Origin of the sequence: Novosphingobium sp. PC22D, from assembly GCF_002556635.1 — a bacterium.
In the GTDB taxonomy this organism is placed as follows: Bacteria; Pseudomonadota; Alphaproteobacteria; order Sphingomonadales; family Sphingomonadaceae; genus Novosphingobium.
The window spans coordinates 153804-165097 of the sequence record NZ_MWMO01000003.1 but is presented as its reverse complement, the minus strand read 5'-3'; the positions used below and the strand labels follow the sequence as shown (position 1 = coordinate 165097).

General features: G+C 67.4%; 12 protein-coding genes. 6 read left to right on the top strand and 6 right to left on the bottom strand.

The window, feature by feature from the left end; translation table 11 throughout:
- Nucleotides 1-173: 173 nt before the first annotated feature.
- The 3 genes from B2G71_RS07395 (at nt 174) to B2G71_RS07385 (ending at nt 2780) form a co-directional block, all read left to right on the top strand.
- Nucleotides 174-1304: a GNAT family N-acetyltransferase gene (locus B2G71_RS07395; protein WP_240530041.1), complete on the top strand. Its 1131-nt coding sequence runs from the start codon at nt 174-176 to the stop codon at nt 1302-1304.
- A complete protein-coding gene (locus tag B2G71_RS07390; RefSeq protein ID WP_098105105.1) occupies nt 1304-2143 on the top strand; it encodes a transcriptional regulator in 840 nt (279 codons plus the stop codon). Before B2G71_RS07395 ends, B2G71_RS07390 begins: the two co-directional genes overlap by 1 nt.
- Nucleotides 2144-2252: 109 nt before the next feature.
- Complete coding sequence (locus B2G71_RS07385) at nt 2253-2780, top strand: GNAT family N-acetyltransferase (protein ID WP_098105104.1); 528 nt, start codon at nt 2253-2255, stop codon at nt 2778-2780.
- A gap of 85 nt (nt 2781-2865) precedes the next feature.
- Here the strand turns inward: B2G71_RS07385 and B2G71_RS07380 are convergent, their stop codons facing one another.
- The 4 genes from B2G71_RS07380 to B2G71_RS07365 form a co-directional block, all read right to left on the bottom strand.
- Nucleotides 2866-3345: a glutathione peroxidase gene (locus B2G71_RS07380; RefSeq protein ID WP_276306911.1), complete on the bottom strand. Its 480-nt coding sequence runs from the start codon at nt 3343-3345 to the stop codon at nt 2866-2868.
- 13 nt (nt 3346-3358) lie between these two features.
- On the bottom strand, nt 3359-3631 hold the full coding sequence (locus tag B2G71_RS07375) for a hypothetical protein (RefSeq protein ID WP_098105102.1): 273 nt from the start codon (nt 3629-3631) through the stop codon (nt 3359-3361).
- A 67-nt stretch (nt 3632-3698) separates the two neighbouring features.
- The gene (locus tag B2G71_RS07370; RefSeq protein WP_098105101.1) at nt 3699-4391 is read right to left on the bottom strand and encodes an ABC transporter ATP-binding protein; all 693 of its coding nucleotides are present in this window, start codon (nt 4389-4391) and stop codon (nt 3699-3701) included.
- Nucleotides 4384-5625, bottom strand: coding sequence for a lipoprotein-releasing ABC transporter permease subunit (locus B2G71_RS07365; protein ID WP_098105100.1), 1242 nt, complete (start codon nt 5623-5625; stop codon nt 4384-4386). Before B2G71_RS07365 ends, B2G71_RS07370 begins: the two co-directional genes overlap by 8 nt.
- A gap of 231 nt (nt 5626-5856) precedes the next feature.
- On the opposite strand from B2G71_RS07365, the gene purF reads away from it, so the two are divergent.
- The 3 genes from purF (at nt 5857) to B2G71_RS07350 (ending at nt 8501) form a co-directional block, all read left to right on the top strand.
- Nucleotides 5857-7326 carry an amidophosphoribosyltransferase gene (purF, locus tag B2G71_RS07360; RefSeq protein WP_098105099.1) on the top strand — a complete coding sequence of 490 codons (1470 nt, stop codon included), beginning with the start codon at nt 5857-5859 and terminating at the stop codon, nt 7324-7326.
- A complete protein-coding gene (locus B2G71_RS07355; protein WP_098105098.1) occupies nt 7327-8040 on the top strand; it encodes an SDR family NAD(P)-dependent oxidoreductase in 714 nt (237 codons plus the stop codon). It begins immediately after the preceding gene.
- Between the two features lie 110 nt (nt 8041-8150).
- The gene (locus B2G71_RS07350; protein WP_098105097.1) at nt 8151-8501 is read left to right on the top strand and encodes a PilZ domain-containing protein; all 351 of its coding nucleotides are present in this window, start codon (nt 8151-8153) and stop codon (nt 8499-8501) included.
- Nucleotides 8502-8565: 64 nt separating this feature from the next.
- Here the strand turns inward: B2G71_RS07350 and B2G71_RS07345 are convergent, their stop codons facing one another.
- Both B2G71_RS07345 and B2G71_RS07340 read right to left on the bottom strand, forming a co-directional pair.
- Nucleotides 8566-9858, bottom strand: a complete 1293-nt coding sequence (locus B2G71_RS07345) for a cyclopropane-fatty-acyl-phospholipid synthase family protein (RefSeq protein ID WP_098105096.1) — start codon at nt 9856-9858, stop codon at nt 8566-8568.
- 43 nt (nt 9859-9901) lie between these two features.
- On the bottom strand, nt 9902-11281 hold the full coding sequence (locus B2G71_RS07340) for a deoxyribodipyrimidine photo-lyase (protein WP_098105095.1): 1380 nt from the start codon (nt 11279-11281) through the stop codon (nt 9902-9904).
- Between the last annotated feature and the right edge of the window lie 13 nt (nt 11282-11294).

The window sequence follows — 11294 nt, the reverse complement described above, 5'->3', positions numbered from 1 at the left end:
GGCCTCCGCCGGACCGCCGGCGGGGGCCCTTTTCGCAATGGAGCCGCCCGATCACGGCCGCGTTAGGATTTCCTTGAATTCGAGTCGCTAGAAGCGGCCGCCAGGCACCAGACGCCTGAAATGCGAAGGTTAACGCATTGGCCAGCTTACCCGACCGGACTGCCGGATCGCCAGTGGCGCCGCCGCATGCGCGCCGCCGTGTCGAGGGCGTGCGTCTGGATCGCGTCGACTGGCGAAGCCTTGGCGCCGAAGTCGCGGCGTGGGATGCCCTCGCCCGCGACGCCAGCGAGCCCAACCCGTTCTTCGAAAGCTGGTACCTGCTGCCATCGCTCGAACACCTTGCGCGCGACCTCCCGGTTTCGGTGCTTCGCTTCGAGCAGGGCGAGCGGCTGGCCGGTCTCCTGCCGATCGTGCGCATGCCGCGCTATTACCGCTGGCCGATCCCCAACATCGCGAGCTGGGTCCATGCCAACGCGTTCTGCGGGGCGCCGCTCGTCGCCAGAGGCAGCGAGGAGGCCTTCTGGCAGGCCGTCCTGCCCTGGGCCGACGCGCATGCGGGCACAGCCCTGTTCCTCCATCTGCGCGCGCTGCCTCTCGACGGACCCCTCTATGGCGCGCTCGCCGGGACGGCGGCGCGCGAGGGGCGCGAACTGGCGGTGGTCCACCGCGAGGCGCGCGCGATGCTCACCTCCGACCTGTCGCCCGAGGCCTATCTGGAGAGCTCGCTTTCGGGCAAGAAGCGCAAGGAACTGCGGCGCCAGACCAAGCGGCTTGCCGAGGAAGGCGAACTCACGGTCGAGCGCGAGCGCGGCGAGGCCGGGCTTGGCGCGTGGCTCGACGCGTTCCTCGCGCTCGAGGCGGCGGGCTGGAAGGGCAAGGCCGGCTCGGCGTTGTCCTGCGCCCGCGAGACCGAGAGCCTGTTTCGCGACAGCCTGTCCGGCGCGGCGCGCGGCGACCGGCTCGAACGGCTGACGATCCGCAGCGCTGGCCGCCCGATCGCCATGCTCGCCACCTTCCTGACGCCGCCGGGCGCCTTCTCGTTCAAGACCGCGTTCGACGAGAGCTTCGCGCGCTTCTCGCCGGGCGTCCTGCTCCAGCGCGAGAACCTCGCGGTGCTCGAAAACCCGGACATCGCCTGGAGTGACAGTTGCGCGGCGGAGGATCACCCGATGATCGACCACTTCTGGCGCGAACGCCGCGAGATCGGCCGCGTCTCGGTCGCCATCGGCGGAGCGCTGCGCCGCACCGCCTTCCATCATCTGGCGCGCCGTGAAACCGCGCGCCCCCGTCAGAAAGGGAAATAATGAGCGTTTTTTCCCAGGAGTCCCGCAGCGCCTTCGCCGAGGCCTATCCCGAAGTGCCGCACAAGCTCGCGCACGGGCTGCTCGACCACCCGCTGCTCGAACTCGAAGCCCTTGCCCGGTTCGCCGAGACATTGCCCGAGGCCTCGATCGAATACAACGCCTCCGACCAGCCCATCGGCATCGAGGGCAAGCCGGCGCCGACAGGCATCCCGATCGGCGAGACGATCCGCACGATCGGCGAGAGCGGAAGCTGGGCGGTGCTCAAGAACATCGAGCAGAATTCCGAATATGCCCGGTTGCTTGCGGACCTGCTCGACGAACTGCGGCCGGTCATCGAAGCGCGGACCGGGCGCATGCTCAAGACGCAGGGCTTCATCTTCGTCACGTCGCCGGGCGGGGTCACGCCCTATCACTTCGATCCCGAGCACAACATCCTGCTCCAGATCCGCGGCTCGAAGACGATGACGCAGTTTCCCGCGGGCGATCCGGCCTACGCCGCCGACGAGATGCATGAGGTCTACCACAAGGGCGGCGCGCGCGAACTGCCGTGGCGCGAGGAACTGCTGGCGGGCGGCAGGGACTTCGCGATCGGTCCCGGCGAAGCGGTCTTCGTGCCGGTGATGGCGCCGCACTTCGTGCGCAGCGGCCCGACTCCCTCGATCTCGCTTTCGATCACCTGGCGTTCGGAATGGAGCTTTGCCGAATCCGACGCGCGCGCGCTCAACGGCATGTTGCGGCGGCTGGGCATCCGCCCCGCCGCGCCCGGGCGCTGGCCCGTGAGCAATCGGGGCAAATCGCTGGGCTGGCGCGTCATGCGCAAGATCGGCGTGGTCAGCTAGACGCGGCGGACCCGCGCGGCCTGCAACGAAAAAGACGGCGATCCTTGTCCTCGATCAAGGAAAGCGTCCAGCATTGGTGAGACGCTCGTTCCAACAAAGGAGATGCGTCATGGCAACCGTCAGTGCTCCCGTACAGCTCGCAACCCGGTCCGGCATCGAACTGCAGATCAGGCCCGCCACGGACTTCGACGAATTGCAGCTCATCCGTTTCTTCAAGCAGGTTAGCGAAGACGACCGGCGCTTCCGCTTCCTGGAGGCGGCCGACCACCTCGGCCATGCCCAGGTCGAGCCGCTGGTCCATGTCGACCACTTGCGCTCGGAGAGCTTCCTCGCGTTCGAGACCGGCGAAGGCAAGCTGGTCGCGACCGGACAGCTCGTGTGCGATGAAAAATTCGAGACCGCCGAAGTCGCGGTCTCGGTGCGCGCCGACTTCCGCGGCAAGGGCGTGGGCTGGGCGATGCTCGAAAAGCTCGCCGACGAAGCGCACCGCCGGGGCGTGCGCCGCGTGATCTCGATCGAGGACCGCGCCAACACGGCGGCGATCGCGCTCGAGCAGGAATGCGGCTTCGTCGCCGAGCCGCTCGCCCTCGATCCCGCGCTCGTCATGCTCACCAAGAGCTTCGAGCAGCCCGCCTGAATCGAAGCGAACAGGGTCGCGCCCTTGCGGGCAAGCGGCAACCGCCGGCTTGCCCGCATCGGCGCGTCCGCGTGCCCTGCAAGCGCTAGAGCAGCGCCTCGATATCCTTTTCGATGGCGGCGGGCTTGTCGGTGGGCGCATAGCGGCGCACGACGCTGCCGTCGCGGCCGATCAGGAACTTGGTGAAGTTCCACTTGATCGCCTTGGTTCCCATCAGTCCCGGCGCCTCGGCCTTGAGCCAGTCGTAGAGCGGATCGGCCTTGTCGCCGTTAACCTCGATCTTGGCGAGAAGCGGGAAGCTGACGCCGAAGTTGGCGTCGCAGAACTCGGCGATCTCGTCCGCCGAGCCGGGCTCCTGCTTGCCGAACTGGTTGCACGGGAAGGCCAGCACCTCGAAGCCGCGATCGCGGTACTTGCGCCAGAGCGCCTCGAGCCCCTCGTACTGCGGCGTGAACCCGCATTTGCTCGCGGTGTTGACGATCAGCAGGACCTTGCCCGCCTTTTCGCCCAGGTCGAGCGTGGTCCCGTCGGGACGCGCGACCTTGAAATCGGCGATGCTCGTCACCGCGCGGCCCGTCTCAGGCCTTGGGAAAGTCCGAGCGCCGCGCCATCGCGCGGATCGCGCCGACCTCGAAGCGGGCATCGCCGCTCTTCTGGATCGCGTAGTTCGCCTGCTCGTCCTCGGGCAGGTCCATCACGAACTCGATGAGTTCGGCCACGGTGCCCCGGCGCACGGTCGAGAACTGGCGCAACACGCCCGAATCCCCGCGCCGCTGCAATTCGGCCGAATCGTTCCAGTCGAACACGGAATCGCCCGGTTCGCCGTGATAGGTGGTCGGATTGCTGCTCATGTCCCGCTCCTTTTTCGCCTCTTGACCTGACCCCCGAGATGGGGATCGAATGACCGTCTGGCCAGTCCTAATCGCGCCCGTTTGCCTGGTCGAGCACGCCGTCGTGCAGCCGCGCGACCCGATCCATCAGCGCGCCGAGCCGTTCGTTGTGTGTCGCGACCAGCGCGGCGCTGCCCTCCCCGCGCACCAGTTCGAGAAACTGCCCGAACACCCGGTCGGCGGTCGCTTCGTCGAGGTTGCCGGTGGGCTCGTCGGCGAGCACGAGCTGCGGCTTGTTGGCGAGCGCGCGCGCCACCGCCACGCGCTGCTGCTCGCCGCCCGAAAGCTGGCTGGGCCGGTGTTCGAGCCGCTGGCCGAGGCCGAGCGCGCCGAGCAGTTCGCGCGCGCGCGCCTCGGCCTCCTCGCGCCTCGTCCCGGCGACGAGCTGTGGCAGCACGACGTTTTCAATCGCGTTGAAATCGGGCAGCAGGTGATGAAACTGGTAGACGAAGCCGATGTGATCGCGCCGCATCGCCGCGCGCTGGTCCTTGCCCAGCCGCGAAGCGTCAGTCCCCGCGATCTCGATTTTGCCGCCGAAACCGCCCTCGAGCAGGCCGATCGCCTGAAGCATGGTCGACTTGCCCGAGCCCGAGGGCCCGAGCAGCGCGACGATCTCGCCCGGCTCGATGACCAGATCGACGCCGCGCAGCACGTCGATGGTAACGCCGCCCTGCGCGAAGCTGCGCGTCAGGCCGGTGATGCGCACGATCGGATTACTCATAGCGCAGCACCTGTACCGGATCGGTGCTCGCCGCCTTGAAGGCCGGGTAGAGCGTCGCCACGAAGCTGAGGACGAGCGCGAGCACGCAGATCGTCACGATCTCGACCGGATCGGGCCGGCTTGGCAGCTCGGTGAGGAAGCGGATCGAAGGGTCCCACAGGTTCTGTCCGGTCAGCAGTTCCACCCCGCGCACGATCGGCTGGCGGAAATAGAGGAACACGAAGCCAAGCGCCACGCCCGCCACGGTGCCCAGCGCGCCGATCAGGAAGCCGGTTGTCACGAAGATCTTTAGCAGCGAACGCCGCGTCGCCCCCATCGTGCGCAGGATCGCGATGTCGCGCGTCTTGGCGCGCACCAGCATGATCAACGAGGACAGGATGTTGAACACCGCGACCAGCACGATGATCGAGAGCACCACGAACATCGCCACGCGCTCGACCGCCAGCGCCTCGAACAGCGAGGCGTTGATCTTCTTCCAGTCGCTCACGATCGCCTTACCCGCCAGCTTCTGGGTGAGCGGGGCGAGGATCGTGTCGACCCGGTCGGGGTCGTCGGTGGTCACCTCGATCATGCCGATGGTGTCGCCCGAAAGCAGCAGAGTCTGCGCGTCCTGCATCGGCATGACCACGAAGGCCTGATCGTAGTCGTAGACGCCGATCTCGAAGATCGCGGCGACGGTATAGGCGATCTGTCGCGGCACCGTGCCGAACGGCGTCGCGCGGCCGGCCGGGTTGATCACCGTGATCGTATCGCCGACCCGCGCGCCGAGGTTCTGCGCGAGCTGCGAGCCGATCGCGACGTTGTCGGTGCCCGGCGAGAGCCGGTCCATGTCGCCCGCGAGCACCTTGGATTTGAGCTCGTCGATGTCCTGCTTGGTGTTGCCCCGCACCAGGATCGCCTCGACGCGGCCGTTGAAGCTCGCCAGCAGCGGCTGCTCGATCAGCGGCGAGGCGTGGGTGACATGGGGCGTGCGCTGCACGTCCTTGAGCACGTCGCGCCAGTCGTCGAGCCGGCCGCCGTAGGCCTGGATGATGGCATGGCCGTTCAACCCGGTGATCTTGTCGAACAGCTCGGCGCGGAAACCGTTCATCACGCTCATGACGATGACGAGCGCGGCGACGCCGAGCATCACCGCGACGAGGCTGATGCCCGCGACCAGCGCGATGAACGCCTCGCCCTTGCCCGGAAGCATGTAGCGCTTGGCGATGGTCCATTCGAAGGGAGAAAGGATCAAGCGAAAGGCCCGTGAATTGTGGTCGGGTCGGCGTTAGGGCCCGCGAAGCCAACTGGCAAGCGAGGCGGCCTCCACATTCCGCGACGGGCGCCCGGCTGGCCCAGGCAGCATCACAAAACGGCAACAAACTTCGGCAATTCGGACCGCTTTCCCATCCGGGCCCTTGCTTTCCGGCACCTCTCGGGCCACATGCGCCGTCGTAAGAAGCGCTCCCGGGTCCGGACGATTTCGATGAATCTCACTCATCCTTTTCTTGATCTCGACGGCGACAAGCTGCGCGAGGAATGCGGTATTTTCGGCGTCATCGGCGCCGAAAGCGCGGTCAACGTCACTGCGCTGGGGCTTCATGCGCTTCAGCACCGCGGGCAGGAGGCCTGCGGCATCGTGACGTTCGACGGCAAGGAATTCTACGCCCAGCGCGGCCTTGGCCACGTCGCCAGCGTGTTCAGCGGGCCCGAGCTCGCCAATGTCCAGCCCGGCGCCATGGCCTCGGGCCACGTGCGCTATTCGACCACCGGCGGCGCGGGACTGCGCAATGTCCAGCCGCTGTTCGCCGACCTCGCCTCGGGCGGCTTCTCGATCGCGCACAACGGCAACATCTCGAACGCGATGACGCTCAAGCGCGAGCTGGTCCGCCAGGGCGCGATCTTCCAGTCGACCTCGGACACCGAGGTGATCATCCACCTCGTCGCGACGAGCCGCTATCCCACCCTGCTCGACCGTTTCGTCGACGCGCTGCGCATGGTCGAGGGCGCCTACTCGCTGATCTGCATGACCGAGAACGGCATCATCGCCTGCCGCGACCCGCTCGGCATCCGCCCGCTGGTGATGGGCCGGCTGGGCGACGCGGTGGTCTTCGCCAGCGAAAGCGTCGCGTTCGACGTGATCGGCGCCGAGTTCATCCGCTCTATCGATCCGGGCGAAATGGTCCAGGTCGACCACAACGGCACCGTCTCGAGCCACCGCCCGTTCGGCAACGTCAGCGCGCGTCCGTGCATTTTCGAGCACGTCTATTTCAGCCGTCCCGATTCGGTGATGGACGGCCGCTCGGTCTACGCGGTGCGCAAGCAGATCGGCGTCGAGCTCGCCAAGGAATGCCACACCGAGGCGGACGTGGTGATCCCCGTGCCCGACAGCGGCATGCCCGCCGCGATCGGCTATGCGCACGAATCGGGCGTGCCCTTCGAACTGGGCATCATCCGCTCGCACTATGTCGGGCGAACCTTCATCCAGCCCTCGGAGGGCGCGCGCCACGCGGACGTCAAGCGCAAGCACAACGCCAACCGCGCCATGGTCGAGGGCAAGCGGATCGTGCTGATCGACGATTCGATCGTGCGCGGCACGACCTCCAAGAAGATCGTCGAGATGATGCGCGATGCCGGCGCGGCCGAAGTCCATTTCCGCGTCGCCAGCCCGCCGACCACCAACTCGTGCTTCTACGGCGTCGACACGCCCGAACGCTCGAAGCTGCTCGCCGCGACGATGGACACCAAGGCCATGGCCGAGTTCATCAAGGCCGACAGCCTCGCTTTCGTCTCGATCGACGGGCTCTACCGCGCGGTTGGCGAGGCCGGACGCAACGGGAAGTGTCCGCAGTTCTGCGACGCCTGCTTCACCAGCGACTATCCGACGAGCCTCACCGACAATGCCGATCGCGAATCGCACGACCTGCTGACGCTTCCCGTCCACAAGGTCGCCTGAATGACCGACCTTGTGGGCCAGATCGCGCTGGTGACCGGCGCGAGCCGCGGCATTGGCGCGGCGACCGCGATCGCGCTGGCCGGCGCGGGCGCGCACGTCGTGCTCACCGCGCGCGACGCCAAGGCGCTGGAGCGGGTCGAACAGACGATCTTCGAAGCGGGCGGCTCGGCGACGATCGCACCAGTCGACCTGACCGAGCCCGACGGCATTGCCCGCCTTGCCACCGCCGTCGCGCAGCGCTGGGAAAAGCTCGACGTCCTCGTCATCAACGCCGCGGTCCTGCCCGAACTGACTTCGGTCGCGGACATCGACCAGAAGGCGTTCAACCGCGCGCTCACCACCAATGTGCTGGCAACGCAATCGCTGATCGCCAATTTCGACAAGCTGCTGCGCGCCAGCGCGAACGCGCGCGTGATCGGCATCACCAGCGGCGTCGGCGCGAACCCGCGCGCCTTCTGGGGCGCTTACGGCGCGACCAAGGCCGCTTTCGACGTCCTGCTTGCCTGCTACGCGCAGGAGACCGAAAAGGTCTCGAACGTGCGTGTCGCGATCGTCAATCCCGGCGCGACGCGCACGGCGATGCGCGCGCGCGCCTATCCGGGCGAGGACCCTGATTCGCTCAAGCCGCCCGAGGCGGTCGCCGAACGGTTGCTGGCCTTGCTGGGCGAGGCATTCGCAAGCGGACACCGTGAGGCTGTTAACCCTTCGCGGTAAGCCGGCGTTAACTCCCCGCTGACATCCTTCCAATCTGCGAAGAAGCGACTCGATGCCGCGTCGCTTCAAGATTTCGAAGGTTTCAGACAGAGATAGCCAAGGCCCCTGCGATGATGACCACGAACGAAAACCGCGATCCGTATCTTACGGCAGCGCAGGAAGACCGCAGCGCGCCCCGCACGAGACTAACGATACCGGCCTCGTTGCGCCCATCGGGCTCCAAAGGATATCAGACAGTCGTGCGCGACCTGTCGCTTTCGGGTTTCTCGGCGACCGCGATCAACCGCCTGCACAAGGGCACGCTGGTCTGGCTGACGCTGCCGGGCATGGAATCGCTTCAGGCGACCGTGGTCTGGTGGGACAACGGGCTGGTCGGCTGCGCGTTCGAGTCACTGCTCAGCCCGATCATCCACGACAACCTTCTCGCCCGCTGGCGCGGCGACGGAACCTATACGGGCTGAAAATCCGGGAGCAGGCATGGCCGGCCTCGCTTCCGTCTGACGGGATTCGCACCCGAGCCGCCCGTCACCCCTCTTTCACCAGCGTGACTTGCGCGACGTCGATGCCGCCCCCCGCGAAGCCGCCCTGGCAATACATCAGGTAATAGCGCCAGAGCCGCACGAAGCGCTCGTCGAAACCGGCGGGCAGGCGTCCCTCCTCCACCGCCTCGTCGAAGTTGATGCGCCACTGGGCGAGCGTGCGGGCGTAGTCCTTCGCGAACCCGTGGCGGTCCTGCCATGAAAGGCCCCGCGCTTCCGCCAGGCGGCGGAATTCGGGCTCGTGCAGCAGCATCCCGCCGGGAAAGACGTAGCTCTGGATGAAATCGGCGCCGCTCGCGTAGCTGGCGAACAGGTCGTCGCGGATCGAGATGAACTGAAGCGCCGCGCGACCGCCCGGCTTGAGGTTGCGCGCGATGCAGTCGAGGAACGCGCCCCAGTACTCGCGACCCACCGCCTCGACCATCTCGACGCTGGCGATGGCGTCGTATTGGCCCGAAACGTCGCGGTAGTCCTGCTTGCGGAACACCAGCCCGCCCCGGTCGATCGTCCAGCGCTTGCGGGCATAGTCGAGCTGCTCGTCCGAGAGGCTGATCGCATCGACGTGGACGTCGCGCGCCTCGGATACGAAGGCGGCGAGCGTGCCCCAGCCGCAGCCGATCTCGAGCACGCGGTCGCCGGGCGCGAGCCTCATCCGTTCGATGATCGCCTCGACCTTGACCGACTGCGCGAGATCGAGCGGCTCGTAGAACTGGCTGGTCGCGCTCGGCCCCGGTCCTTGCGGACGAAACATGGCGCTCGAGTAGATCATCGTCTCGCCGAGCCACTGCTCGTAGAAATCGTTGCCGAGATCGTAGTGTGCATGGACGTTGCGCAGCGAGCCCGATCGGGTGTTGCGATGCAGGCGATGGATCATCCGCGAAGCCAGCCGCCAGGGCCCGCTCGCCCGCGCCGCGCCGCCGAGCGTCGTCGCGCAGTCCATAAACAGCGCGAAGAGACGGACCGGATCGGGACTGGTCCATTCCTCCGCTTCCCAGGCCTGGAACCAGCCCACCGACCCGCCCGTCGCCAGCCGCACCAGGGCGCGGTAGCTCTTGAGTTCGACGACGGCGTCGAAGCCGGGCGCGCGTCCGCCGAGCAGCCGCGTGGTTCCGTCGGGGAGCGTGGCCTCGATCGAGCCGCGCACGAGGCCGCGATCGATCCGGTCGAGCAGGCGATGCACACCGCCGGTCCACAAACGGGCAAGCCATCCCGGTCCGAACCCGAGGCCGCGTCCACCGGCGACGAGCTTGTCGCCTCTTCCGGGAAGCTGCGCATTCATGCCTAATATATGGGCTGAATGCCCGCCCGAGGCAATCGCCGGATCAGCCTTTCGCCGTCCGGTAGGCTTCGAGCGCGCGTTCTCTCGCTTCCCTGTGGCCAATTCGCTTCACCGGGTAGCCGTTGCGCTTGCCGTCGGCGGGATCGTGGATCTCATCGTCGGGCAGGTCCGCGAGTTCGGGCACCCATTCGCGGATGTAGTCTGCCGCGCCGAACTTTTCGGACTGGGTGAGCGGCGCCATGATCCGCGGAAACATGTTCGAATCGACTCCGCTGCCCGAGACCCATTGCCAGTTCACCGCGTTGTTGGCGTAGTCGGCATCGACCAGCGTGTCCCAGAACCAACGCTCGCCGTGGCGCCAGTCGATCAGCAGGTGTTTGATGAGAAAGCTCGCCGCGATCATCCGCACGCGGTTGTGCATCCACCCCGTCGCCCAGAGCTGGCGCATCCCCGCATCGACGATCGGGTAACCGGTGCGCCCGGCCTGCCACGCTTCCAGATCCGCGGCCGCGCCTTTGGTGCGCGCGGGATCGCGCCAGGGGAAGGACGCGAAGGTGTCGCGGTAGCTGGCTTCGGGATACTTCGGGAACTGGCAGATGACGTTCTGCGTGTAGTCGCGCCAGATCACTTCGCCGCGAAAGGTCTGCGCGCCCTTGCCGCCGTGATGCGCGAGCGCGTCCCACACCTGCGCCGGCGAGATCTCGCCAAAGTGCAGATGCGGCGATAGGCGCGACGAGCCGTCGATCGAGGGACGGTTGCGGTCGTCCTCGTAGTCGGCGACACGGTCCTTGAAGCCTTCGAGCGTCTCGTGCGCCGCGGCCTCGCCCGGCGTCCAGAAATCGCGCATGCCGCCTGCCCAGTCGGGCCGCGTCGGGAGCAGGTCCCACTCCGCAAGCGTGTCCGAGCCGGGCCAGGCATCGGGCAGCGTCAGCGAGGGCTCGCCGAGCACTTCTCGCGCGGGCAAGTGCGGCATCAGCGCTCTCGCGAAGGGCGTGTAGATCTTGTAGGGATCGCCCGCGCCAGTCGTCACGCCGCCGGGCGGCATGAGGTAGTTGCCATCGTGAAGGGTCAGATTGACCGCCTTGCCGAGTTCTTCCTCCGCCTCGCGCCACCACGGCTCGTAGTGGCGGATCGCATGCACGCCCGCCGCACCGGTCTCTTCGGCGATGCAGGCCAATTCGCGCACCGCGTCGCCGCGCCGCAGGATCAGGCGCGAGCGGTGGCGACCGAACCCGGCCGCCAGCGCCTCGAGACTGCCGTGCAGATACCAGCGCGAAGCCCCGCCCATCCGCCGGTTGCGGGGCCGCTCGTCATCGAGGACGTAAACGGGGATGACGGGGCCCTGGCCCGCGGCGGCATGGAGTGCGGGCTGGTCGGCCAGGCGCAGGTCGCGCCGGAACCAGACGATCGTGGGTGCGGACATGCTACGGGAACGC

Coding starts and splice junctions, on each gene's coding strand:
- B2G71_RS07390 (WP_098105105.1), top strand. CDS start 1,304: ATGAGCGTTTTTTCCCAGGAGTCCCGCAGCGCCTTCGCCGAGGCCTAT.
- B2G71_RS07385 (WP_098105104.1), top strand. CDS start 2,253: ATGGCAACCGTCAGTGCTCCCGTACAGCTCGCAACCCGGTCCGGCATC.
- B2G71_RS07375 (WP_098105102.1), bottom strand. CDS start 3,631: ATGAGCAGCAATCCGACCACCTATCACGGCGAACCGGGCGATTCCGTG.
- B2G71_RS07370 (WP_098105101.1), bottom strand. CDS start 4,391: ATGAGTAATCCGATCGTGCGCATCACCGGCCTGACGCGCAGCTTCGCG.
- purF (WP_098105099.1), top strand. CDS start 5,857: ATGAATCTCACTCATCCTTTTCTTGATCTCGACGGCGACAAGCTGCGC.
- B2G71_RS07355 (WP_098105098.1), top strand. CDS start 7,327: ATGACCGACCTTGTGGGCCAGATCGCGCTGGTGACCGGCGCGAGCCGC.
- B2G71_RS07350 (WP_098105097.1), top strand. CDS start 8,151: ATGATGACCACGAACGAAAACCGCGATCCGTATCTTACGGCAGCGCAG.
- B2G71_RS07345 (WP_098105096.1), bottom strand. CDS start 9,858: ATGAATGCGCAGCTTCCCGGAAGAGGCGACAAGCTCGTCGCCGGTGGA.
- B2G71_RS07340 (WP_098105095.1), bottom strand. CDS start 11,281: ATGTCCGCACCCACGATCGTCTGGTTCCGGCGCGACCTGCGCCTGGCC.